The following is a 25,687-nucleotide window of genomic DNA, read 5'->3' as shown; positions in this document are numbered from 1 at the left end:
TCGCACTACTGAGGGGTTCGTTCTTTTGTTTTTATCTGTCATTATCACAGCACCGACCGGATCAGCTGCTCCGTATACTCTGTCTTCGGATGCTCAATGATCTCTTCCGGTGTCCCTTCCTCTTCCACATGTCCGTCATGCATCACGATCACCCGGTCGCAGAACAGCTGGACAAGGGCCAGGTCATGGCAGATAAAAAGAAAGGATAGCTGGTTTTCTTTTTTTAACTTCTGAAGCAGCTCCATGATCTGTTTCTGCACAGTCACATCCAGGGCGCTGGTTGCTTCATCACAGATCAGCACTCTGGGTTCCACAGCCAGGGCTCTGGCAATAGCCGCTCTCTGGCACTCCCCTCCGCTGACCTGATGGGGATACCGATCTGCATATTCCGGAGTCAGTCCGCAGGTAAGCAGAAGCTTTTCCACACGGTTCCTAGTTTCCTTCTTACTTATCCCCATATTCCGGAGACTTTCCCCGATGCCGTCCCCAAGAGTGCATCTGGGGTCAAAGGATTCTGCCGGTGTCTGGAAAACCATCTGCATTTCCCGGTAGATTTCCCGGAGATTTTTTCCCCTTGCATGTGTAATATCCTTTTCCATGAGAAAAATCTCTCCGGCGGTGAGTTCTGTCAGATGTGTGATCATCTTCGCCACAGTGCTTTTTCCTGAGCCGGATTCACCTACAATCCCTAATACCTCCCCCGTTTTCAGAGAAAAGCTTACGTCTTCTACAGCCGTGAAGGATTTTTTACCGGTGGTGAAGCTTTTTTTCAAATGATGTACTTCCAGAATGTTTTTGTTTTCTGTCATCATCTGCCTCCATTTCCGGTGCCTGTACGTTTCAGACGAGGTACCGAACTCATAAGCTCTTTTGTATAAGGATCCTCCGGAGCTGTCAGAATCTGAGCTGTTTTTCCGTATTCCCTCACCTTTCCGTTTTTCAGTACCAGAACCTTATCTGCCATTTTTTCCACCACACCAATGTTGTGTGTGACAACGATCATGGCTGTTCCGTATTCCTCACGCATCAGCAGCATTTCCTCAACTACCTGTTTCTGTATGGTTACATCCAGGGCACTGGTAGGCTCATCTGCCAGAAGAAGCGACGGATTCTGCAGCATGGAAATACAGATTCCCACACGCTGATTCATGCCGCCGGACAATTCAAAGGGATAGCTTTGCAAAACACGTTCCCCATCCTTGAGGCCAATCTTAGCCATCATCCGGACGGCACGCTCCGCACACTCTTTACGACTGATCCTTTCATGCTCCCGCATACTCTCATAAATCTGATCGCCCACGGTGCGGATGGGACAAAGGGCGGCTCCTGAATCCTGAAAGACCATGGCGATCTCAGGGCCCAGAAGTCTGCGTAATTCTTTTTCCGGCATATCCACCACATTTTTTCCTTTGTACCAGATATCTCCTTCTGTCACCGTGCCTTCATTTCCCAGAAGTCCCATGATTGCCTTGATGATGGTACTTTTTCCGCTTCCGGATTCGCCTACCACCCCCAGGATCTCCCTTTTATTTAGTTCCAGATCCACATCATGTACAACCGGCTCTCCGTTGTAGCAGATCGTCACATGCTCAAGCTTCAACAATGATTCCATCTTATTTCACTTCCAGATCCGCCGTGATCTCATAATAATCACATGGATGAGCAGTCAGCCCTGATACATTTGACTTTGACACAAGTCCCATATTCAGATGAGAAACAAAGAAATACGCATCATCATCCAGAATGGTCTGCTGTGCTTCCACAGCAAGCTTACCTCTCTCATCTGTATCAAAGGTCTCATGCAGCTTCGCTACGATATCATCAACATCCGAATTGCTGTATTTGCCATAATTTTTGGCAGCGTCAGATACAACTGTACTTGTGAAGAAATATTCCGGATCACCGGTAGGTGCAGTTGTAAGTGAGCTTACATATACATCAAATTCTCCGTTCTTCGCATACGTCGCATGATCTGCTGTATTGTTAACATTGACCTCAATTCCGATGTCCTTTAAAGTGGACTGTGCATATTCTGCAAGCTTAGGCTGTTCCAGACGGGTTGGATAGGTCAGCCATGTGATGGACAGCTTCTTTCCGTCCTTATCTGCATAGCCATCTCCATCCGTATCTGTCCATCCGGATTCTTCCAGAAGCTTTTTCGCCTCTTCCGGATCATAGGACGGTGCCTTTACTGCATCGTTTCCATAGGAAAAGCTGCTTGGGAAGGCTCCCACTGCCGGAACACCTCGTCCCTCCATGATCACACTGCAGAAGCCGTCCTTATCGATTCCCATCTCAATGGCTTTTCTCACATTCTGATCCTGCATCAGCTCGGATTCCATATTAAATTGTCCGAAGAAACAACGGCTTGTTGCTACAGAGCTGATCTGATAGTCCGGATTTCCGTCAAAAAGTGCATAGTTATCATACTGAAGTCCATAGGTTCCCTGTATATCGCCTGTCTGCAATGCCGCTGTCAGAGCACTTCCGTCTGAGAAGGATTTTACGATAACGTTGTCTACCTTTACATCTCCGCCCCAGTAATCCTCATTTTTTACCAGCTTAATCTCTGTTGGAGATACCTCTGTTGCAACATAAGGGCCTGTTCCTGCCACATTTGCAGAGCCGCCCTCTCCCTGTACGCCATAATCCATATCAATGATAGCACCATATGGATCACCGAGATAATTGATCAGTGCCGGACATGGTTCGGAAGTATGGATCGTTACTGTCATTCCATCTGCTTCGATCTTATCGATCTTCATATCGTAAGGTGCACGGTCATGGTTTGCGATCAGATCCTCCAGGCATTCCTTTACCGCTTCTCCGTCCATGGTTCTTCCGCTGGAAAATTTCACACCATCACGAAGGGTGATCTTTACTGTATTATCATCTGTAAATTCATAGTCTGTAGCAAGCCATGGCTCTACCTCCATGTTGTCATTGTACTTAAACAGTGTTTCTCCTACGCCATAACGAAGACAGCTCCATCCGGAATAATTGTCGTGAGGGTTTAATCCTGCATCTCCCATTTCTTCACTATATCCGGTAGTTCCGTAAACAAAGGTAGTTCCTTCACTCTTTTCTTTGCTTTTTGCTGCTGCCGAAACTCCTGTCATGCTCATGACCATTGCCGCTGCAAGCACTGCTGCCAGAATCTTTTTCTTCATAATCTCCGCTCTCACTTTCTCTATTATGTTTATTTATAAGTGCCTGTTATCCTTTTCTCCTGTTTCGTTCCTTCGGATCCATATAATCCCGGATCGTATCTCCCAGAAGATTAAAGATCATTACTGTAATAAAAATCGCCATTCCCGGCGCAAGTACCATCCATGGTGAAATCTGCAGCATACTTCTTCCATCGTTGATCATACTTCCCCATTCTGCCATTGGAGGCTTTACCCCAAGCCCGAGAAAGGAAAGTCCTGCCAGCTCCATCATCATGGTTCCGATATCAAGAACTGAGGTAACAAGGATGGGGCCTGCGATATTGGGAAGGATATGTTTGAACAGAAGCTTTCCTGTACTGCTTCCGGAAAGCTTCGCAGCCATAAGATATGCAGAGTCCTTCTGAGTCAGAGTAAGCCCTCTGGCAAGTCTCGCAAACTTCGGCCAGCTGATCACTGCCAGGGCAATGATCGCATTCTGGATACCGCCTCCCAGAACACCTGCTACTGCCAGGGCAAATACCAGTCCCGGAAAAGCCAGGAACAGATCGGAGATACGCATCAGAACGGTATCGGCTTTGCCGCCCTTCCAACCACAGAAAATACCAATAGCCGTTCCCGCCACAGTGATCACCGCAACCAAGAACAGCGTTGCATAAATACTGGTCGTACTTCCTATGATCACACGGGAAAGCATATCTCTTCCATAACGGTCTGTCCCGAGCAGATGCTCCGGTCCCGGCGGTTTCTGGGCAAGTGCCAGATCCTGGGCATAAGGATCATAAGGGCAGAGATATTTTGCAAATGCCGCTACAAACAGAAGCAATGCTGTAAGCACAAGAAAAAAGACAAGCTTTGCTTTTGTATGATTTTTCCGGATCTTCTGCTTCCGGACTGTGATATTATTTTTTCCACTCATGCTCTGTCACCTCCAAGTCGTACTCTCGGATCCAGATAGTGGTAAATAATATCTGTCACCAGATTTACCAGAACATAAATAACCGCCATCCAGGCCACATAAGCCTGGATGATCGGATAGTCACGCATGGTGATCGCATCTACCGCCAGTTTTCCGACACCATCCCACATAAAGATATTTTCCACAATGGCAGTTCCTCCCAGAAGATTGCCGATGGACAGAGCCAGCAGTGTGATGATCGTCAGCATGGAAGCCTTCATTACACTCTTCCAGATGATCACACGACTGCGGATCCCTCTTGCCCGGGCTCCGGTCACATAATCCTTATTCAGTTCTTCAAGAACCGTGGCACGCACCTGTCTGGTATATTTTGCAGCCATGGAGATTGCTAGTGTCAGTGTTGGCAGAATAATACTCTGTCCGAGATCTGTATTTGTGACTACCGGTAAAACGCCCAGCCTGATGGACAGAAAATACATCAGGACCATGGCAGCAAAAAAATTCGGCATGGAATTGCCGATAAAGCTTAAAAATCTTATCAGATAATCTACCCATTTGTTGTGCTTTACTGCTGACAGGATTCCCAACGGGATCGCAAGAACAATTGTAAGAAGGATTGATGACAGAGTCAGCATCATCGTTGCCGGAAGCTTTGAAATAAAGGTTTCATAGACATCTCTGTGAGACACATAGCTCTCTCCCATATCTCCGGTTACCATTCCCGCAAACCAGGCAGCATATTGTACAAGGAATGGTTTATCAAGGCCATATTCTGCCTTCGCATTATCAATGACCTCCTGAGATACTGCAGAGCCTGCATTTTCATACATATAAGTTACTGCATCTCCGCCGGCTAGCCGCATCATGGCAAAAGAAAGAAATGTGATCCCGATCAGGACCGGGATCAGTTGCAGCAACCGTTTTATTATATATTTTCCCATATTTTCCTCTCCGCACTTTGTTTCTCAGTATTTCGAATAACAAAAGTTTAACAACACGGCTGTTCTGCCACAACCCCGGCGGGGGGATTTTACATATTCCATTTTGTCATGCATATATATTCCATTATGTTCTTATATTCTCACACAGTGACATGCGGATAATTCTTTCCAGCCCTCTCCAAGAGACTGTGGCTCTTCATACTCGATCAGCCTCCGTTTTCTCTCTTCCAGCGGATCCGGGATATGAATCGCAGAAAGCAGGGACTGTGTATAAGGATGCTGCGGATTTTCAAAAAGCTCTTTTGTAGGTGCCATTTCTACCAGCTTTCCGTTTTTCATCACACCGGTTGTATCACTTAAAAAACGTACCATGGACAGATCATGAGCAATAAAAAGAAAAGAAAATCTTTTTTCCTGCTGAAGCTTTTTAAAAAGCATGACGATCTGTGCCTGGATAGAAATGTCCAACGATGCGATGGGTTCATCTGCAATGATAAGACGTGGTTCCATGAGAAGGCTTCTTCCTATGGCAACTCTCTGTCTCTGTCCGCCGGAAAGCTCTCCCGGCTTTTTCGACAGAATGCTTTCATCCAGTCCTGTCTCCTTCAGGATTTCCCGAAGCCTGTTCTCCAACATTTCTCTGTCACGGATCCTGCGGCTGATCTTTACAGGCTCCAGCATGATCTGCCGTATGCTCATTCGGGGATTCAGTGCAGCGCCCGAATCCTGAAAGATCATCTGGATCTTAGTCTGCATTTTCTTCCGCATTCTGAAAGGATCCTTTTTATCCGGCACTCTTGCTCCCTGATAAAAGATCTCCCCGCCTGTAGGCCGGTAGATTCCTGCAAGCGTTCTGGCTGTCGTGGATTTTCCGCAGCCGGTCTCTCCCACCAGTGCCATGATCTCACCTTCCCGGATACTGAAGGAAACATCATCCACTGCATGGATCGTATAATCGGAACGGATACGGAAATGCTGCTTCAGATTTCTGGCTTCGATCAGTACAGGCGCCTGTTTCTGTTCTGTTTTCTGTAAAAATGACGCTTCCTTTTTATCCGATTTCTGTTTACGGCCGCTATTTTCCTGTAATCTGTCCTTCAAAATGGAGGGCTTTTCTATTTTCGGAGCTCTTTCATCCAGAAGCCATGTGGCGGCATAATGCGTATCACTGACTTTAAACATCGGAGGAGTCTGTTCATAATCGATTGCCAGCGCCTGAGAATTCCGAACGGCAAACGCATCTCCCGGCGGAGGATCCAAAAGAGAGGGCGGCATTCCGGGGATCGGATTCAGATTCCCTTTTTCACCTGCAAATACAGGCAGAGAAGACAGAAGTCCCCAGGTATAAGGATGCCGGGGATCATAATAAACATCTTCCGCTGTCCCGATCTCAATGATCTTTCCTGCATACATAACTGCAACTCTGTCTGCGATCCTTGCAACAGCTCCCAGATCATGAGATATGAACACAATACTGATCCCTGTTTTTTCTCTCAGCTCAAGAAGCAGATCCAGAATCTTTGCTTCCACGGTTGCATCCAGTGCCGTAGTCGCCTCATCGGCAAATAATATTTCCGGATCACAGGCCAGTGCAATAGCCAGCACACAACGCTGACGCATTCCTCCGGAAAAAAAATGAGGCTGCAGTCCATAGCGCTGTTCTGCATCCGGAATCCCTACCAGCTTCAGCATTTCCACAGCTCTTTTTTTCGCCTCATCCCCGGATACTTTCTGATTTTTGATAATAGCCTCTGTGATCTGTTTGCCAACAGGGATCGTCGGATTCAGCGTCAGCATAGGATCCTGGAACACCATGCTTACCTTACTTCCGCACAGCTTTTCCATTTTTTTTCTTTTATAGGCTGTGATATTCTCTCCGCAGAGACTGATCTCTCCGCTTTTTACATGTGCATTCGGTGGCAGAAGCTTCATCACGCTACGGCACATAACGGTTTTTCCACATCCGGACTCACCTACGATACAAAGTATCTCTCCTTTTTTTACCGTGAGATCAACATTCCGGACGGCCTGTACCTCGCCGTCCGGTGTGTCAAAGCTTACCGAATAGTTTTTTAATTCCAAAACGGTTTCCTGCATGATCTTTTCCTTATTTTGTAATGGTCCAGTCTTCAATATTCCACATAACACCTACGGAATGATGTCCCAGAACACGTGTGGTATCCAGTCCGTCAAGTCCGGAAACGCCTACATAATCTCCCTGAAGATAAGCAACCAGAAGGATTCCAGGTGCCTTGGCATATGCCTTTTCGAATTCACTATATGCTTCTTTTCTGGATTCCTCAGTCTCACCGTGACGGCCTTCCTCAAGATATTTATCCACATCTGCATTGGAATAATGCATGTTGTTTCCACTTGCGTCGGTTACAAAGTTTACATATGCCATATCCGGGTCAAACTGTGTTGCATAGCCGGCAAGAAATCCATTGTATCCTGCATCCCAATCAAATTTGGTAACAAGCTTTACTTCCATTTCCACACCAGCCTGCTTCAGCATATCAGACATGACATTGGCAATATCCACACGCTCTTCTTCGTAATCACGTACCTGGATGGTAAAGTGGAATTTCTGTCCGTTTCTCTCATAGATCCCATCATCACCTTTTTTCCATCCCAGCTCTTCCATCTTCTTTGCAAAGGTGTCCAGATCATAGGAGTAGATATTGGCTTCCTTATCTGTTCCGAGAGGGTTTCTCTGGATCGGGCTGTATGCCGCCTCTCCCTGTCCTGCAAGAACACCTGCAATAATGGACTCCTTATCCAGCGCATAATTCAGAACGCCGATGGAATCTCCGTTTTCCTTCCAGAAATCTGTACTCATATCCATGGCAGCTCCACGGTAATCTGCTGTGGTAAACTCCCAGTAATTATATCCGTCCTTATCCTTGAACTGAGAAGCATAGTTGGAATTCAGCCATGCAAGATCCGCCTCACCAGACTGGAGCATGGTTGCCTTTGTAGTCTCATCCGACACTGTACGGTATACAACGGTTTCAATATTCGGAACCTTTCCGTAATAATCTTCATTTCGTTTCAGTGTGATCATTCCGCCGGTAGCATCCCAGTCTTCAAATTTATAACGGCCTGTTCCCACCGGATTCTGGTTAAAGGATGTAGTATTTATGTCCTCCCCTTCCAGAAGATGCTCTGGAAGGATTCCCATGGTAAAGTAATCCAGCATGGCAGCATCATACTGATCCAGTGTAAAGATCACAGTCTGATCATCCGGTGCCTCAATACTTGTAATGTCCTGATAGTTGCTGGTGATGCTGGCTCCCAGGGTTTCATCCTCTGTAAGCTCCTTATAGGTGTATACAACATCCTCTGCATTGAAATCTTCTCCATCATGCCACTTAACACCATCTCGAAGTTTAAAAGTATAGGTATTGGTATCCTTGTCAAAGGTATAACTCTCTGCAAGATCCTCTACCGGCTTTCCATTGGCATCATATTTCATCAGTCCTGAAAAAATAAGATCCGGAAGTTCATCATGGTTATTCAGAAGGGGATTGATCGTACTTTCTGACTCACCTGCATATACCAGAGTTTTGTTTTCTTCTGCCGCAGCTACGGTTACCGCACTGCCTGCAGCTGCTCCTGTACATGCTGCGGTCACTACTGCCAGTGTTATCGCCGCATATTTTCTGCCATAGTTGATTCCTGTTCTCTTTTTCATTCTGTTTTCCTCATCTTTCCTTATTTTCAAACCGGTTATCTACACTTCGGAATGCTTCATCACGGTTTGTATTCAAATATTTTTGACTGCATCAGAGATTGCTGTAATGGTTATTTACCTCACTTCTCACAAAGCTTCCCATACTGGTAATGCACATTAAAGTAATGACCAGAAAAACTCCCGGGATCACGATCACCCACCAGGTATTCATGATCAGTGCTTTATTTGCCAGTGAGAGCATACTTCCCCAGGAGACTACATCTGCCGGAAGCCCGAGGCCAAGAAAGCTTAATGTAGATTCCATGGTAATACAGCTGCTTATCGAAGAGATCACCACAAACATGATCGCCGAAACAAAATTCGGGATCAGATGGTGATACATCACATATCCAAAACTTCCTCCGCAGAGTCTTGCATACATCACATAATCACTGTTCCTTATCTGCCGCACTTCACTTCTTACAATACGTGCCAGTGCAAACCACCCGGTAATACCGATGATCACAGATATGCTGATCACATCATCGGCCTGAAGGACTGCTGACAGGATCAGGATCAGCAGAAGGGTCGGAATACTTCCGCACATTTCCGTAAACCGCATCAGAACTGAATCCACCTTTGGACCTGCTGTTCCGCTGATGCATCCGTAGGTAACACCGATCACAGTAATGATCGCAGCACCCAGAAGTCCGATCACCAGAGAAACCCGTCCGCCATACCAGATCAGTGAATAAATATCTCTTCCAAGCGAATCCGTTCCAAAGATAAATTCCGTTCCCGGCGGTGTATTCAGATTCTGGAGATAAAAACCTGAGGGATCATGACTTGCAACAACATTTGCAAATACACAGCCCAAAACGATCAGAAAAAGCAGGAACATGGAAAATACCGGTTTCCCCTTCAGCTTTTCCTGAAATGTTTTTTTTCGTTTTTCAGATTCATGCTGCTTCCACCCGGCGCCAACTACCTGAAAAAGCTCAGCTTCTGAAAGCTTCCGGTCAGCTACCATACCCTCACCTCCGAATCCTTCATTCTTGGATCGATCTCTTCATTGACAGTCTGTGCAACAAAGCTGCTTAAAAATACGATGAATCCCGTGATCAGCACATCGATCATCAGCAGGTTATAATCATGATATTTTGCAGATTCCACTGCAAGATTTCCAATTCCCGCATAATTGAAAACAGCTTCCACAGTTACAGTCCCACCAGTTACATGGGGTACCGAAACTGCCATGATACTCACGATCGTCGGCATTACATTTCGAAGACAATGCTTCCACAGGATCTTTCTTTTGGAAAGTCCCTTGGATCTGGCAAGAAGTACATAATCCTTCCGCACCTCATCCAGGAATTTGTTACGTATCATATATGCGTAATACCAAAGATGGCTGAAGATCATTACTACCAGCGGAAGGATCATATGCTTCATACGATTGCCGATACTATCTGCCATTCCCACATCATAGGCACCGCTGCTTGGGAACCATCCAAGATTTACACTGAAGATCAGGATCAGTACCACACCAAGCCAGAAAGCCGGCACATAATAGGCTGCTGTTCCGATCTTACAGATCAGCCGGTCGATCCACTGATCCTCATGGAGCGTACAGAATATGGCGATCAGAACTGCCAGTATAAAGATCACAATATAAGCAATTCCTCCCAGCACCAGAGTATTTCCGATCAGTGGTTTGATCACATTCATAACCGGCTGCCTGTATTTCAGCGACAATCCGAAATCACCATGGACTACATTGGTAAACCACCTTACATACTGTACCCCGATTCCCTGATCCAGTCCCAGTCTCGTTCTGGCCGCAGCCACTTCCTCGCTGGTCATCATTTCCAGGGAATCTCCGTAAAAGGACTGCAGGGGATCTCCCGGTGCCAGTCTCGCCAGCCAGAACACCACCACAGACAGCAGAAACATAACCACTGCAAGCAGAAGGATCCGTTTCAGGATCCGGATGACCAGTTTATTTTCTTTGTTCATAATTTTCCTTTCCCACTGCCCTTTACAGTTCAGACAGACATTCGCATTCCGCTCTGCTGCATGCTCATGAACACAAATCGTGGAGCGATTTGTGTTCATATTTCAAAAGCAGTTATGGCATCCAAAACCATAACTGCTTTTGAAAGGGTCGTGTTATTATTCGACAAAACATTTGTATGCACAAATAGGAGTGCGCGGAGGTTATGTGCATCACAGTGTTTTTATATTCAGCACGCGGAGTGTGCTGCTGATATTATTTTATCATTTAACAGCTTTCGGACAACCCCGGTACGGGGATATTGGACAGTCGGTTTTAGCATGGATGTGTATTCCATATAAAAAACGGGACTTTTCTGTATCAGGAACCTGTGTCCCGTGCAGAAAAATCCCGTCTGGTCTTTTGCTTTATTCTTTTATCACTTCCCGGAAATCTGAAGTCTTTCCTTCACGAATCCCAGAAACTCCTTTCCCCGTTCACTGAGCTCTTCACCTCTCCGGCAAATGCACCCGTAAACAAGTTTCTGGCCTTCTCCCGGAAATGTATATTTCACGGAGGAATATCCCGGATCACGGCCGGAAAGATCCGCACCACTGATATTACACAACTCTCCGGACCCAAGAAAACGTTCCACGATATAATCACTGTTTGTTACGACTACGGTCTCTGCCTCCACTGCGGAATGACCGTTTTCCTCTACAAGGTTCCGGTAATTATCCGGGGAAAATTCATCGGGAAATCTCTGGATCAGCCTGAGCTGGGACATATTAAAATCTCCCTCATCTGCTGTATCTGCTTTCCCTTTCCCGGTATAAATATTTACCTCGGTTTCCGTCAGCAGCTCAAATTCCAGGTAATTCCGGGAAAGAAAATACTGGAACGCCGCCAGCTGATTCTGCATCACATAGGCGAATCCCATATCATCCTGTCTGCCTTTCACACGTTTTATGATCTCATGGGTATCTGCTGCGTAAACCTGATAATGAAGATCATCGCACTTATGTGCTTCATAATACGTTACGAAGATATCCGCAAACCAGGAGCTGGGATGAAAGCATACACACAGGCTGCTTTTTGCAAGTGGCTGTGCCTGCATTTCCAGTTCATCTATATTTTCCAGGATCCTCTGCACATGGATATATGCACGCTCTCCTTCCGGTGTCAGCTCTATGCCCTTTGCATGACGGACAAACAGCTGGGTACGCATATCGTCTTCCATGGAACGGATCACCTTGCTTACATTTGACTGCGTAGTAAAAAGCAGCTCTGCCGCCTGGCTGAAGGAGCCTGTTTTGGCACAGGCCGCAAAATACTGTATCTGTTTTATATTGAGCATGATCCTACCTCTGTTTCTTTGCAAAGATCAAAAACATCGGGGTCGGATTGTAAAACTCGTCTTTTTCTGTATAAATACGTTTGCTGATACCAAGGTCAAAGGAAAATTCTTCCACACCTATACGGCTCAGCGTTTCCAGATCCCATGCCGGACGCAGAAAAGAACTGATGGGCAGCTGCCGCTTGATATCCTCGCATTCCTGCATCAGCTCATCCTGGATCTGATGATGGGCATGGTTCTCCGGAAGATCCGCAGTGTCCGCAAAGTCTGCTGCTCCGTAGTTTGCATCCAGATTTATCATCACTCCGCCCGGTTTCAGCACGCGGAACCATTCCTGATAAGCGTGTTCTGCATCCGGCAGTGTCCAGGTAAGGTTTCGGGATACGATTACGTCAAATTCCTCATCCGGGAAATCCGGGTTTTCCGCATCCATGACTGCAAACTGACAGTCTGCTTTTTCTTCCTCAGCCAGCTCTTTTGCATGGGTGATCATATCCGGTGTCAGGTCGATTCCGGTTACCTGATGGCCTTCTTTTGCAAGAAGAATGGTGAAAAACCCGGTTCCGCATCCCACATCCAGGATCCTGAGATTCTTTTTCTCCGGCAGGTGCTTCTTAAGCTCGGTCATCCATCTGCCTGCAAGGGCGCTGTGAAGTTCCGCTCTTCTCTGTTCCAGAAAGCTGTCGCTGCGCCTGGTCCAGTACTGGGCAATCCTTGTTTTACGCTCATCTTTTTCTCTTACGATATTTCCGTAGGTGATCACAGGGCCGCCTTCCACAACCTGAAGGCTTGATACCTGATAAAGGATCACACCATCCATGTCTGCACGACAGATTTCCTGTGCATTTCCCTCATAATCACGGATCTCTCCAAGATACTCATCCTGATGAACGATATCGCCTGGTTTCTTCACCGGGTACCAGAGACCGTTGACACTGGCGCACTGATAACGCACATCATCCATTTTCAGCGGATAGTACGTACTGTGGGAACGGATTCCGTTATAGACTCCGATGCTGCAGAGGATATTTCTTACATCTCTTCGCATGGAATCCACTTCCTCCCGTTCCCAGGTTCCCATACAGCCGCGTTCCAGAAGGACCGCCGGAATGTGGAAGGTACTTGCCGCATAATTGTAGGCGCCGCCTGTGCTTACATTTGACTGTACCATATATGGGACATCAACCTGCTCTGCCATCTTTCGGGAGGCTTCCACGATCTCCGGCTTTGCCACGCCTGCAAAATATACATACGGAGTCAGTTCCTCATAATCGTCACCGCCGTGAAGATCGATATAATAATCCGCCTTCCGGATCAGGGATTCTGTGATAGCTGCCGCCAGACGTTCCATCTTTGTTCCGTCCTTTTTGCCCGGGAAAACACGGTTCAGATTTTTTCCGTCCTCCCAGCTGATACTGCCTGCACGCTTCTCAAAGTCTTCCCGGTTCAGCACCTTTACCAGAACCAGCTGGCCCTTTACCTTTTCCGGCTTCAGCCGCTTCGACAGCTCGATCAGAGTCTGGATTCCCACATACTCTCCTGCATGAAGACCTGCTGTGACGAGAACGGTTTTTCCCGGATCTTTTCCACGGATGATGGTTGCCGGAAGGACAAATTCTCCATCTCCGAGCTCAAGAAAGCCTTCTGTTTTTTCTCCTGCCGCAACCGGAAGATTCAGGAAATGATCCGGCTTTACACCAGTTACCATAAACATTGGTGTGGACTGATAATTTAATCTCTCCTCCTCACTCCAGACCGTTTTCCATATTTCTGTGTCTGTGCGGATCCCAAGAAGTCCTGCTTCTCTGAGAGTTTTTACATCCCACTGGGGACGACGGATCTTTGACAGCGGTACCTGGAGGGCGATCCGCTCCATGCGCTCAATATCCGTACAGAGATAGTGATCATCCAGGCTGTTGTTTTCCACATTTTTCCGGTCGTTTTCGTAGGCCTTACGCTGCTCTTCCTCATAAAGATAACTGTACCAGTTGGCATCAAAATTCAGAAGTCTTCCTCCTACCTTCAGTACACGGACCCACTCTCTGTAAGCAACATCAGGATGCTCCAGATTCCAGGTAAGATTTCGGGAAATGACCACGTCAAAGGTATTATCCTCAAAATCCAACTTCTGTGCATCCATCCTCAAAAAGCGGATATTCCGGCAAAGATCTCCTGCATTTTCCTTTGCCTTTTCCAGCATTCCTTCCGTATAATCCACTGCATCTACATGATATCCGGCTTCTGCCAGGATCACAGGAAAAAATCCGGGGCCTGTTCCGATATCCAGGATACGGATCTCTTCCTTGGGTTTGTCCGGAAACTGACTGGTCAGCACCTTAAGCCATGCGTTTTTTTGCGTTCCTGCAAGCTCTTTATGATTCACTTCGGAGTACCCTTCTGTACGGGTGCTCCAGTAAGATTCGATTTCATCGAGAAGTTTTTCCACGTTGATTCCTCCGCACTTTTCTATTCACGTGAGGGAGATCAGGTCCCTCACAGGTCACGTTTAATGTACCAAATTGTCAGGGTATTAACAAGCCCCTGGGGGGGATTCCCAAAATTGCTCTGCTGATAAAATTCCAAATGCCACACACTGCTTCTGTACTCCTGTCCACCTTGTAATTCTCCGAATGCTGTGGTATCATCCTGGCTGTAGCAATTCAGTAATATAACCGAAATTGAAAGGATGGTTCATATACAAATGACAACACAGGAACTGGCCTATGAAGTTATCAGCCGTTTAAAAAAGGAATATCCGGATGCAGACTGTACACTGGATTATGATGATGCCTGGAAGCTTCTTGTAAGTGTCCGTCTGGCAGCTCAGTGCACCGATGCCCGGGTCAATGTAGTTGTTCAGGATCTCTATGCAAAATACCCGGATGTGGCAGCCCTGGCAGCAGCAGAGCCGGAAGCGATCGAAGCCATTGTACGTCCCTGCGGCCTTGGAAAAAGCAAAGCCCGGGACATCAGCGCCTGTATGCGCATTCTCCACGAACAGTATCACGACAAGGTGCCGGAAGACTTTAACGCACTTCTGAAGCTTCCCGGTGTGGGCCGAAAAAGCGCAAACCTGATCATGGGGGACGTATTCGGCAAGCCTGCCATTGTAACAGATACTCACTGTATCCGCCTTTCCAACCGCATCGGCCTTGTCCATGACATGAAGGATCCGAAAAAGGTGGAAATGGCTCTCTGGAAGATCATACCTCCGGAAGAAGGCAATGATCTCTGCCACCGTCTTGTCAATCATGGAAGAGAAGTCTGTACAGCGCGGACAAAGCCTTACTGTGACCGCTGCTGTCTCAATGATATCTGCGAAAAAAATGGGATCTGAATGTATGCAGTTCAATAAACCTTCAGACCTCGGAAAGGAAAAACATAATGAATTTCAAAAAACTGGAAAATAATCTCCTGGATATGATCCAGGAACAACAGGTAAAGATCGGATACATGAGCGGAGTTACCCGTTTTTATTATCCGCTGCAGTCTCTGAACCGCCTTCTTGGCACAGAGCTTACGGAAGAAGAAATGCAGCATGCAATGGAAGAATTCTCAGATCATACCTGTGACCGTCTTGGAAAAGTAACAGCTTCTTCCAAAAACGGGCGTTTCTGCATCACCCTGCCGCCTCAGGCCTCGGACTACGTTCACGAAAACCGGAAGCCGAGTGAATTTCTGGTACGCTTTATAGGCACGGTTGCCCGTCATGGCTGTACTCTGGATGAAGTGATGGACGTTTTTCATGCTTATTCCGAACATGTACACGTGGAAAAAACAACCGGAACCGGATTTGATTATCTCGTATATTTCGAAGACGGGATCCCGGATGACTACCGGTATTGTCTGTCTCTGGAGGGTGAGCATATGATCTATCATAAGTTCACACCGGAGGACTATGAGGACTTCGGATTCTAATCTCCGAACATCGGACAAGTTTCCCCCACTGCTTATTGCTTTTCGCAACCCTGCAGGAGACTCCCTTGATTTGATCAAAAAACCGCCGGTCTGCAGACAGATTTTCAAAAAGTCCTCTGCAGATCGACGGTTATTTTTATTTTCTATGCACGGAATTTCTTCTGCATCTCCCGCACCATATCTTTCCTCTTAAACAGGAACAGCCATACCAGCATCAGAAAGCTGACGCATATACAGATCAGCGACGGATACAGCACCGTTACCACACCGGCAGCCAACAGGATCACAGGGATCACTCCTCCGAAAGCTCCTGCTTCCAGAAGATAGATCATATATTCCGCCACCTCCAGCTTCTGTACCGCAGTGATCACCCACATGGAGCAGATCACAGCAAGCGCAGCCAGAGGAAGCAGATAATCCACAGACCAGCCACGCCAGCCGGTAAACACATCCCAAAGCACTCCTGCAACAGCTGCGATCACCAGCTGCCACATCTCATTCTTCAGAAGATTCCGCCGCTTCACATAAGCCACTGAAACCATCAGCCAGGTGCAGAACGCCCCTGCAGTCACAAACCAGGCCCAGCCTATATGACCATCCAGCAGATAATCGATCAGATTACATACCACAGCCAGCACAATACACAGAAATGTAAAGCTCTCAAAAAGCTTCATCTGCTGTTTCTGCTCCTCTTTTTGTCCCGGAAGATCATTCTCCCGAATTGTACAGGATACCTGCTCATTTTTCAGTCTCTCCACAAAATTCCGCTCAATATTTCCATTGGGGATCTTGGACGTAAAGCTTAAAACCATCTCATCTCCAAAAGAACAGGAACACAGCTGCAGACTGTCCGTGCTTGCAAAAAGTCCGAATCTCTGAATATATTTCCGATATTCCTCCGGCATCCGGATAATCCCCACATTGGAATAGATCGCCGTGATAGACCTCCCTCCGAGAGTCGTCCCGGCAAGAAGGAACGGGGTTTTGATCTCCAGTGGTACCAGACGCAGGATCGGATTTTTCTCCAGGCTTACCAGATCATTCAGCTTTGCTTCGATCACGTCCTTACTCAGTTCCTTTGCAAACTGCTCCTTTACGGATCTCAGAATATCCTCAAAGGCTGTATCAGGCTGAAAATAACAGCTGATCTCGATCCATCCGAAAAAATTTGCCATAGACCGGGACGGAAAATAATTTCTCAAATTTACCGGGATCATCAGACCAATGGGCTTTTTCGCCTGATTCTGAGGCACTTCTTCATGGATCGCCCAGATAAGTGCTGCCGTAAGGAAAACCGTGATCGATACACCGGCCGCTTTTGCACGGGCGTGGATCTCTTTTACCGGAACACAGACTTCCGTGATATTCATATCCTCCTGCCTGAGCTTCTCGCCTTTTAACTGGAAAGCAGGCTTCTTGGACTCTCTCTTTCTTGGCGCATCGGAGGAATAATACTGAGAAAAGCTGTCCTCCTCCATATCCCTGCCCGTAATGTTTTCATCCGGAAAAAGCTCCGGAAGCTCTGCGGATGGGTGCGTCTCCTGAAGATAATTTTTCACCAGCTCCATCAGAAAATGCATGGCTCCCGTTCCATCCGTCAGCGCATGAAATACCTCGAAATTGATCCTGTTCTTATAATAGCTCACCCGAAAAAGAAGCGTTTTTTTGTCCGGAATATAAAGTCCGCTGCAGGGTGCACCTGCTTCTTTCTTTACCACTGCCGGAATATCACGTCTCTCCAGATAAAACCAGAACAGTCCCTTTCTTAAAACTGCACGGAAAAGAGGATATTTTTCCAATGTCCTCTCCAGGGCTTCCTGCAGGTTTTCTTCTTTTATCTCTTCTTTCAGTTCACAGTAAAAACGAAATACCCTGGTGTCATTCTTTCCTGTCACCGCCGGGAACGCCAGCGCCGCATTGTCAAGTTTTCTCCACTGTGCATATTCGTTCTTCATGATGCTTTCCTTCTTCCTGTTCCTCTGTTTCCAGAAAACGATTTACATATGCAAAGCTCTCCTGCACATGCAGAAATTTGATCCCCAGTGCAAAATACCCGTGAAACGCACCTGCGATCCTGTGCACTTCCACACGATTTCCCGCTTCCTTCAGTTTTTCACCAAATGCCTCACCTTCATCCCGAAGAGGATCGAACTCAGCGGTAAGTATCAGTGTATCCGGCATATTTCGAAAATTCTTCTCCAGGATCGGCGCAAAATAGGGATTCCTCCTGTCTTCCGGACAACTCTCATAGAATTTCAGATAATCTTCCATCTTCTCCGCTGTGAGAAGATAACCGGTTCCATTTGTTTTTACGGATTCAAAAGGAGAGTCTTCCGTATAACAGTTGTTCAGTGCCGGATAAATAAGGATCTGTTTTTTTGGAAAAAAATCTCCGCGGTCTCTGGCCATCATACATACAGCCGCTGCCAGATTTCCGCCTGCACTATCTCCCATAATGGTGATACGATCCGGATCCGTATTCAGAAGAAAACGATTGGTGTAAAAAGTCTTCGCAGCTGCATAACAATCCATTAGTCCCACCGGGAAACGGTATTCCGGTGCCAGCCTGTATTCAACAGACGCCACGATCTGACCGGTAGACTGTGCCATTCTGGCACAAACCCGCTGATAATTCTCTACACTTTCCGTAACCCAGCCACCGCCATGGAAAAACAGGATCACCGGTGGTTTTTTTCCGGAAGCGGCACCGTTTTCCATGTCCTCTTCTGTTGGAAAAAACAGACGGATCGGCACTTTATAGTCTCCGTTATAAACTTCCGCATCCAGTGTCCTGTAAAAGATCCTCATAGGATCCATCTTCTTAAGATCTGCCAGCTTTCTGGAAGCCTCCACTTCGATCCCGCCATAGGAAAGAGCATGGAGCACTGTCCGCACGGCACGTGGCATAGCCGCTTCTCTCCCGGTCGGAATGCCCGGAACTATGACTGGGCGGCTTCTTCTGTTTTCTTTTCTTGTATAGATATATTTTGTTTCTGTTTCGTATCTTCCGGGAATGCAGACTTGTTTCACGCAGGTACGCCTGTAGGCAATCCTCTTCAGGATCTCATGATCTGTACGGATGATCACTTCCGTTCCCTTATAGCCCCGGATATAATATCTGTTTTCTTTCTTTTTTATACGTGGTTGTCTCAATCGCAGTAAATATTTTCTGATTACTTTTTCCTCCGTGGATTTTTCCTTTATTTTCACCTATGATAGCATCCGCAGTCTATGAGTACAAGTCATAGTAAAAAATATACTGTTGCATGATCCCACGCATTCCTCTGTATCTGCGGTTGGGAAATCCTCTTTTGTAATGCACGTCCATGACCTGACGGATGTGGGTATCTATGGGAAAAGCATCCATATGATGCAGTGCAAACAGGCAGATACATTCAGCTACCTTTTCTCCCACACCACAGAGCTTCATCAGCTCCTTCTTTGCCTGAGGGTAACGCATATCATAGATTTTTTCCAGGGAGATCTGACCGGATGCAATGGTCCTGGCCGTTACTGCGATATATTTTGCCCGGTATCCCAGGCCGCATCCTCTTAACTCCTCTTCCGTTGCCTGACTCAGCGCCTCTACAGTCGGAAAAGCGTAGTATTCCACACCTGCAGATGAATTTTTTCGCTCTCCGTACTTCCGGCAGATGGTTTCGATACATTTGCGGATACGCTTGATATTGTTCTGCTGAGATATCAGAAACGTAACGATCATTTCCCAGAGATCCTGTCTTAATATCCGTATCCCGTCTCCTGCCTTTATTGCGGCACCCAGATATTTATCCCGTGGATTAGCAGCATTCATGTAAGCTTCATAATCCGTATCCAGATCAAAATAAAGCACCCAGTAACAGATAAATTCCTCCTGAGAGCAGCAGAAATCCACCACTCCGTCTTTCTGATACATTTCCAGATACTGGTCTCCCGCCACCATGGAAAAATGTCCGTCTCCAAGCTTTCTCATCCGGAAGCACTGTCCGGAATCGCATATTTTATCAAGGCTGAAATGTTCCAGCTCTACTGTGATCATGTCTGTTCCTCTCGTAAATATTTTTCCTTATATAATGTTCTGTATTCTCTTGGTGTCATCCGGTACCGTTCCCGGAATACCCGGTTAAAAGTCCTCTGACTTTCAAATCCCGGGATCTGCACATACGCCTGTTCCACTGCAAGATTATCATCCTTCTCCTTGCGGTTTGCCCTGAGACACCGTACCGCATTTACAATATCCGGATGCACCTGCTCCTTTTTTATAACCGGGTCTTCCGGACAGCTGTTCTGAATGATATCCGCAAACTGACCAATCAATACCGGCTTTGCCCAGAGATAGACTGCTTTGTTTTCTCCCGGAGAGAACACCTGATAGTGATGGATCACATCCGGAAAGATCACTGCAAGATCTCCCTCTTCCATATGATAAAGCTCCTGTCCCATACCAAGCTCCAGAGTTCCCTCTGTGATATCGATAAACTCTATGGAGTTATGAAGATGGGGTGAAGCATGGGCTAAGGTCCGCAGATGAATATGGAGATTCTTCTTTTTTTCTTCGTATACTGGAAACATGGATTTTTCTCTCCGCAATATTTGACTACTTTTTCTGTGTTTTTGGCACGTAATGTTTCCGAGAGTTTATTATAATGCATTTGTAAGTTAAAGAAAAGAGGAGGAAAATAAAATGAAAAAAATCATAGAATTTATCAAATATGCGATCAAATGCTACATAGAGATCAATGCAAGAAATCCATACTTCCACTAAGAAGATCCACAATAATATCTGAGGTCACGGATATTTTGTGTGGATCATGCGCATGAAAAAACTGAATAAAAGTCAATAAATGACTTGTGCGAAAATAATATCACCTGGCATCATGAAGTATCTCCAAAGCCCGTTTATATCTTCCATGCAGCCGTGATATCTGTTCAGCAGACATATTTTCGCAGTCAGAAAGACGTGTTACATCAGAATTGTGGAGCAGATCAGCCTGCTTCACTTTTTTTGCGATTGCATTCTTCCGGAGCTTCCGGATATAATCGAAATAATTCATATTCTTATCTCTTGTAAGACAACGTAAGGCCTCCACAACCTCTTCCGGAAATTCTCCGGTAAGATCCTCAAATGTGATCTCTGTATCTTCTATCACATCGTGCAGAAGTGCCGTACATACACTGAGTTCATCATCCATCTGCTCCGCTACGTGAAATGGATGAAAGATATAAGGTGTCCCGCTTCGATCTGTCTGTCCATGATGTGCCTCGTACGCCACCTTCATAGCTTTTTTCGTCAAAGCTGTATAAATCATAGCTGTGCCTCCCGTCAGGTCTTTCGACCCCCCGTTCATACTCTGTATTACACAGTATAGCATCTATATTTCCTACATACAAGGATAAAAAGTTTTATATATCTATCATTTTTACTTATATACGACAATTTTCTGATTATAGCATCCCAAAAACTCTGCTGTTCTTATTTAGATCTTTCATTGGATCATGAACTCGCTTGCCCTCATTCTGAAATTGGTATATACTTACCTTGGTCAGGTAAAACTATCCATATTCATGGTATTACACGGATCACTTCATTTTAAAAAAGAAAGGAATCTTACCTATGAAATTTATATATCCCGCAGTTTTCCGTCCCACAGAGGACAAAAAATACAATGCTTTTTTTCCGGATCTTGCCTGCTGTGAAGCCAACGGTGACACGCTGGATGATGCCATCGAAAATGCCAATGCAGCTGCATACGACTGGATCTACACAGAGCTTATGGAATTTGAGGGAAAGCTTCCTCCGGTTTCCGATGAGAGCGATCTGGAGCTTCAAGAGGGAGACGTTGTCCGCAATATCTCTGTAAATATCCGTTTCCAGGATGGCTGGGACGAATAAACTCTCGTATCACAAAAACAAAGGCGACATTTAATATCATTTTCAATAAATGTCCGTGTCGAAAATGCCTGTTATGCAAAAAGCATCCGGATCGGTAATTGTCCTTTATTACCGATCCGGATGCTTTTATTATACATTTCTTCATTGTTCATGATACTGTCTGAAAAATTTACGCAGTCCGTCCAGTGCTTTTACCAGCACTTCTGTCTCATTCTCATTCAGCTCTGCGATCACCGCTTCTGTCATCTGCCTATGAAACTCCGCATGATGATGATATGCCATACGTCCCTTATTTGTAAGCTGGATAAATACCACACGCCGGTCCTTCTCACTTCGCTCTCTCTTCACATAGCCTTTTTTTACAAGACTGTTCATAGATGTTGTGAGGGAGCCTACGGTGATCTTAAGCTTGGCTGCAATGGAGGACATGTTCCCCCCTCCAAGGCCTACAGCCTCGATAATGTGCATATCATTGTTGGAAATATCTTTATATTTATCTGTGATGATGGCTTCCTCCTCCAGTCGGAGGATCTCATTGAACAGATTCACCAGCACGTCATTTATAACTTCCCGATTGTCCACTCTACCCGCTCCTGTTTCTCCGGAGCAAAAAGGCTTCTCCGGTTCTCTGTTTATGAAGCCATCGTAACATAAATATGGCATTTTTTCCACTGGATTTTTACTTTGCGGGCTACAAAATCACTGCACTTATTGCTTCTACATTTTCCGGAAACGTTCATAGCGATGTTCCAGAAGCTTCTCCGGCTCTTCTTCGCCATATTTCTCAAGAAAATCCGCAATTCCGTTTTCCAGATAACCCGCAATATCATTTATGTTCTCACGGCTTACAGGCTCTGCTTCCGGAATCACATGCTCGATCATCCCCATCTGGTAAAGGTCTGCAGCTGTGAGCTTCATCACTGCTGCTGCTTCCTTTGCCTTTTTGCTGTCTTTCCAGAGAATGGAGGCAAAGCCCTCCGGGGACAGGATGGAATAAACGGAATGCTCCAGCATCCATACCTCATCTGCCACCGCCAAGGCAAGGGCACCTCCGCTTCCGCCTTCACCGATCACAACGGAAAGCACCGGCACTGTGAGACCTGCCAGTGTATAGAGATTTTTTGCAATGGCTTCACCCTGTCCACGTTCCTCAGCTTCCAGCCCGCAGAATGCGCCTGGTGTATCTACAAGGCAAATCACCGGACGGTGAAATTTCTCTGCCTGCTGCATCAGGCGCAGGGATTTCCAGTACCCCTCCGGAGATACCATTCCGAAATTCCGGGTAATGTTTTCCTTTGTACCCTCTCCTTTTTCCTGTACAAGGACAGTTACCGGCTGTCCGTGGAAAAATGCCACACCACCGATCACTGCCGGATCATCCCCGCAGTGACGGTCTCCGTGAAATTCCATGAAATCGTCAAAAAGCGCTTCGATGTAGTCCTTTCCTGTAGGACGTGTTTTGGCTCTGGCAAGCTGAACATGTTCCCAGGGAGTGAAATCTCCGGATGGAACGAAGTCCGGCCAGATCCTATTATCTTCCTCAACAGTTTTCATCGATTCCTGATTGTCAGACTTGAACCCATTTTTAAGGTCCGTATTATCGGACTGTACATTATTTAGGACTTTATCCTGATGTAATCTCAGAATATCCGCCAATACGATCCTCTGCTCCTCACGCTTTACGATCTTGTCCACAAAGCCGTGTTCCAGAAGAAATTCCGCTCTCTGGAAGCCTTTGGGAAGCTTTTGCCCGATGGTCTGTTCGATCACTCTGGGACCTGCAAAACCGATCAGCGCTTTCGGCTCTGCCAGGATAATATCTCCCAGCATAGCAAAGCTTGCCGTCACGCCGCCTGTTGTCGGGTCTGTGAGAACCGGCACATAAAGAAGTCCGGCATCGCTGTGCTTCCGGATGGCCATACTGGTTTTTGCCATCTGCATCAGGGAAACCAGGCCCTCCTGCATTCTGGCACCGCCGGAACAGATATAGAGGATTACCGGCAGCTTCTCCTCTGTGGCACGTTCAAAAGCCCGCGTGATCTTTTCCCCCACGACTTCTCCCATACTGGACATCATGAAACGACAGTCACAGACACCAAGTGCCACAGATGTCCCTTTTATAGTACACTTTCCGGTAACTACAGCCTCATCAAGCCCTGTCTTTTCACGAAGCCCCTGAAGCTTTTCTTCGTAGCCTCTGTACTGAAGGGGATTCTGTTCTTCCATGTGAGCATCCCACTCCACAAAGCTCTTTCTATCTGCGATCATTTTGATCCGACGATAAGCGGGTACATGGAAATAATTTCCGCAGTGGGGACAGATGTATTGATTCTGCTTTACCTCGTCTACAAAAACCGCCGCTTTGCAGACGTTGCATTTACGCATCAGGTTATCCGGCACCTCCGGAGTGTTTTCCTGTTCCTCACCCCGGATATCCCTGACTGTTTTTTTGAACATGTGCTTAATTCTCATTGATCTTCACTCCCGCAATGATATGGCTGGCAAGAAAGCCAGTGTCAAAGTTTCCGGACTGATAATCCTCATCTTTCAGGATTTCGTACTGATAGTCAATATTTGTATCGATTCCGTCAATGATCACCTCACCAAGAGCACTCTGCATTTTTGCAATGGCTTCTTTCCGGTTACCTGCATGAACGATCAGCTTCGCAAGCATGGAATCATAATATGGCGGGATCTTACAGCCGTTATACACACAGGTATCCACACGGATCCCGTTTCCTCCCGGAAAATGCGCTCCCTGGATAGTTCCCGGCGAAGGGCGGAAATTTTTCTGGGGATTTTCAGCATTGATCCTGCACTCAATGGCGTGTCCCTGGATCCGGACATCCTCCTGAGCGATCTCAAGAGACATTCCGGAAGCGATCTTCAGCTGCTCCTTTACAAGATCGATACCTGTTACCCACTCTGTCACCGGATGCTCCACCTGGATCCTTGTATTCATTTCCATAAACCAGAATTTTCCATCCGGTTCCAGAAGAAATTCGATCGTTCCCGCATTTACATAACCGGCTGCTTTCGCCGCCGTCACCGCCGCATGACCCATTTTTTCTCTTAATTCCGGAGAAACTGCAGCACTTGGAGATTCCTCGATCATCTTCTGATGATTTCTCTGGATGGAGCAGTCACGCTCTCCCAGATGGATCACATTTCCGAAGCTGTCCGCAAGGATCTGAAACTCAATATGTCTCGGATTTACCACGAAATGTTCAATATACATGGTACCGTCGCCAAAAGCGATCTCAGACTCTTTTCTGGCGGTTGCATAGGCTTCCGGAAATTCCTCCGGTGTGTTTGCCACACGCATGCCTTTTCCGCCGCCGCCAAGAGCTGCCTTGATAATCACCGGATAACCGATCCTCTCAGCTTCCTTAAGACCGGTTTCAATATCCTCCACATCCCCTTCGCTGCCCGGAACTACCGGAACACCAGCTGCGATCATGGTGCTTCTTGCAATTTTTTTGTTGCCCAGCATACGGATGACCTTTGATGGAGGACCCACAAATGTGATCCCGCATTTTTCACAGAGCTCCGCAAATCTGGCATTTTCAGAAAGAAAGCCAAATCCCGGATGAATGGCATCCGCACCGGAAACCATGGTTGCACTGATGATCTGTTCCATATTCAGATAACTCTGTGCAGATGGCCCCGGTCCGATACAGATTGCTTCGTCCGCCAGCTGTGTGTGAAGGCTTTCCTCATCTGCCTCAGAATAAACCGCCACTGTGGCAATTCCCATTTCTCTGCAGGCACGGATAATACGCACCGCGATCTCGCCTCTGTTGGCGATCAGTAACTTTCGAATCATACA

The 25,687-nt window shown here is 46.6% G+C and carries 22 protein-coding genes; 3 read left to right on the top strand and 19 right to left on the bottom strand.

Annotated features, from left to right (window positions below):
* Positions 1 to 44 precede the first annotated feature (44 nt).
* From LI091_RS05475 to LI091_RS05420, 11 genes are all read right to left on the bottom strand, one after another.
* Positions 45 to 809: an ABC transporter ATP-binding protein gene (locus LI091_RS05475; protein ID WP_173722331.1), complete on the bottom strand. Its 765-nt coding sequence runs from the start codon at positions 807 to 809 to the stop codon at positions 45 to 47.
* Positions 809 to 1,612, bottom strand: coding sequence for an ABC transporter ATP-binding protein (locus LI091_RS05470; protein WP_173722332.1), 804 nt, complete (start codon positions 1,610 to 1,612; stop codon positions 809 to 811). Before LI091_RS05470 ends, LI091_RS05475 begins: the two co-directional genes overlap by 1 nt.
* 1 nt (position 1,613) lies before the next feature.
* Positions 1,614 to 3,170, bottom strand: a complete 1,557-nt coding sequence (locus tag LI091_RS05465) for an ABC transporter substrate-binding protein (protein ID WP_173722333.1) — start codon at positions 3,168 to 3,170, stop codon at positions 1,614 to 1,616.
* A gap of 46 nt (positions 3,171 to 3,216) precedes the next feature.
* Positions 3,217 to 4,086 (bottom strand): nickel transporter permease, encoded by an 870-nt coding sequence (nikC, locus tag LI091_RS05460; protein ID WP_173722334.1) that lies wholly within the window; start codon positions 4,084 to 4,086, stop codon positions 3,217 to 3,219.
* Positions 4,083 to 5,027, bottom strand: coding sequence for a nickel ABC transporter permease (gene nikB, locus LI091_RS05455; protein WP_021977177.1), 945 nt, complete (start codon positions 5,025 to 5,027; stop codon positions 4,083 to 4,085). The genes nikC and nikB overlap by 4 nt, the downstream gene beginning before the upstream one ends.
* Before the next feature lie 132 nt (positions 5,028 to 5,159).
* Entirely contained in the window at positions 5,160 to 7,109 is a 1,950-nt protein-coding gene (locus LI091_RS18445; RefSeq protein WP_320442567.1) for an ABC transporter ATP-binding protein, read from the bottom strand.
* A 25-nt stretch (positions 7,110 to 7,134) separates the two neighbouring features.
* Positions 7,135 to 8,721: an ABC transporter substrate-binding protein gene (locus LI091_RS05440; RefSeq protein WP_265190921.1), complete on the bottom strand. Its 1,587-nt coding sequence runs from the start codon at positions 8,719 to 8,721 to the stop codon at positions 7,135 to 7,137.
* 91 nt (positions 8,722 to 8,812) lie between these two features.
* Positions 8,813 to 9,730: an ABC transporter permease gene (locus LI091_RS05435; RefSeq protein ID WP_173732684.1), complete on the bottom strand. Its 918-nt coding sequence runs from the start codon at positions 9,728 to 9,730 to the stop codon at positions 8,813 to 8,815.
* Positions 9,724 to 10,716, bottom strand: a complete 993-nt coding sequence (locus LI091_RS05430) for an ABC transporter permease (protein WP_022427159.1) — start codon at positions 10,714 to 10,716, stop codon at positions 9,724 to 9,726. Before LI091_RS05430 ends, LI091_RS05435 begins: the two co-directional genes overlap by 7 nt.
* 416 nt (positions 10,717 to 11,132) lie before the next feature.
* Entirely contained in the window at positions 11,133 to 12,050 is a 918-nt protein-coding gene (locus LI091_RS05425; RefSeq protein WP_173732685.1) for a LysR family transcriptional regulator, read from the bottom strand.
* A 4-nt stretch (positions 12,051 to 12,054) separates the two neighbouring features.
* Positions 12,055 to 14,496, bottom strand: coding sequence for a methyltransferase domain-containing protein (locus tag LI091_RS05420; RefSeq protein ID WP_173732686.1), 2,442 nt, complete (start codon positions 14,494 to 14,496; stop codon positions 12,055 to 12,057).
* A gap of 255 nt (positions 14,497 to 14,751) precedes the next feature.
* Here LI091_RS05420 and LI091_RS05415 point away from each other — a divergent pair, with 255 nt between their 5' ends.
* Together LI091_RS05415 and LI091_RS05410 are read left to right on the top strand one after the other, a co-directional pair.
* Positions 14,752 to 15,387 (top strand): endonuclease III domain-containing protein, encoded by a 636-nt coding sequence (locus LI091_RS05415; RefSeq protein ID WP_022427162.1) that lies wholly within the window; start codon positions 14,752 to 14,754, stop codon positions 15,385 to 15,387.
* A gap of 47 nt (positions 15,388 to 15,434) precedes the next feature.
* Positions 15,435 to 15,968, top strand: a complete 534-nt coding sequence (locus LI091_RS05410) for a DUF3877 family protein (protein ID WP_118752388.1) — start codon at positions 15,435 to 15,437, stop codon at positions 15,966 to 15,968.
* A 143-nt stretch (positions 15,969 to 16,111) separates the two neighbouring features.
* On the opposite strand, the gene LI091_RS05405 is transcribed toward LI091_RS05410, so the two are convergent.
* The 5 genes from LI091_RS05405 to LI091_RS05385 all read right to left on the bottom strand — a co-directional run bounded on the left by LI091_RS05405 (position 16,112) and on the right by LI091_RS05385 (position 21,274).
* Positions 16,112 to 17,923 carry a DUF6320 domain-containing protein gene (locus LI091_RS05405; RefSeq protein ID WP_118752387.1) on the bottom strand — a complete coding sequence of 604 codons (1,812 nt, stop codon included), beginning with the start codon at positions 17,921 to 17,923 and terminating at the stop codon, positions 16,112 to 16,114.
* Positions 17,889 to 19,178 carry an alpha/beta hydrolase gene (locus LI091_RS05400; protein WP_331463609.1) on the bottom strand — a complete coding sequence of 430 codons (1,290 nt, stop codon included), beginning with the start codon at positions 19,176 to 19,178 and terminating at the stop codon, positions 17,889 to 17,891. Before LI091_RS05400 ends, LI091_RS05405 begins: the two co-directional genes overlap by 35 nt.
* A gap of 19 nt (positions 19,179 to 19,197) precedes the next feature.
* Positions 19,198 to 20,004: a DNA-3-methyladenine glycosylase family protein gene (locus LI091_RS05395; RefSeq protein ID WP_021652785.1), complete on the bottom strand. Its 807-nt coding sequence runs from the start codon at positions 20,002 to 20,004 to the stop codon at positions 19,198 to 19,200.
* Positions 20,001 to 20,537, bottom strand: coding sequence for an AraC family transcriptional regulator (locus LI091_RS05390; RefSeq protein WP_173732688.1), 537 nt, complete (start codon positions 20,535 to 20,537; stop codon positions 20,001 to 20,003). The genes LI091_RS05395 and LI091_RS05390 overlap by 4 nt, the downstream gene beginning before the upstream one ends.
* Before the next feature lie 293 nt (positions 20,538 to 20,830).
* Positions 20,831 to 21,274, bottom strand: a complete 444-nt coding sequence (locus LI091_RS05385) for an HD domain-containing protein (RefSeq protein WP_059086223.1) — start codon at positions 21,272 to 21,274, stop codon at positions 20,831 to 20,833.
* Between the two features lie 305 nt (positions 21,275 to 21,579).
* Between LI091_RS05385 and LI091_RS05380 the strand changes: the two genes are divergently transcribed.
* A complete protein-coding gene (locus LI091_RS05380) occupies positions 21,580 to 21,858 on the top strand; it encodes a type II toxin-antitoxin system HicB family antitoxin (protein ID WP_015525547.1) in 279 nt (92 codons plus the stop codon).
* A gap of 141 nt (positions 21,859 to 21,999) precedes the next feature.
* Here LI091_RS05380 and LI091_RS05375 read toward each other — a convergent pair whose 3' ends face one another.
* The 3 genes from LI091_RS05375 to LI091_RS05365 form a co-directional block, all read right to left on the bottom strand.
* Complete coding sequence (locus LI091_RS05375; RefSeq protein WP_022427168.1) at positions 22,000 to 22,440, bottom strand: MarR family winged helix-turn-helix transcriptional regulator; 441 nt, start codon at positions 22,438 to 22,440, stop codon at positions 22,000 to 22,002.
* A gap of 135 nt (positions 22,441 to 22,575) precedes the next feature.
* Complete coding sequence (locus tag LI091_RS05370) at positions 22,576 to 24,330, bottom strand: acetyl-CoA carboxylase carboxyltransferase subunit alpha (RefSeq protein WP_173732689.1); 1,755 nt, start codon at positions 24,328 to 24,330, stop codon at positions 22,576 to 22,578.
* The gene (locus tag LI091_RS05365; RefSeq protein ID WP_173732690.1) at positions 24,320 to 25,684 is read right to left on the bottom strand and encodes an acetyl-CoA carboxylase biotin carboxylase subunit; all 1,365 of its coding nucleotides are present in this window, start codon (positions 25,682 to 25,684) and stop codon (positions 24,320 to 24,322) included. The genes LI091_RS05370 and LI091_RS05365 overlap by 11 nt, the downstream gene beginning before the upstream one ends.
* Between the last annotated feature and the right edge of the window lie 3 nt (positions 25,685 to 25,687).

It is taken from the genome of Blautia sp. MSK20_18, assembly GCF_020553125.1.
GTDB lineage: Bacteria > Bacillota > Clostridia > Lachnospirales > Lachnospiraceae > Blautia_A > Blautia_A fusiformis.
The sequence above is the reverse complement of the archived record's forward strand: the minus strand, read 5'-3'. Positions and strand labels throughout refer to the sequence as shown.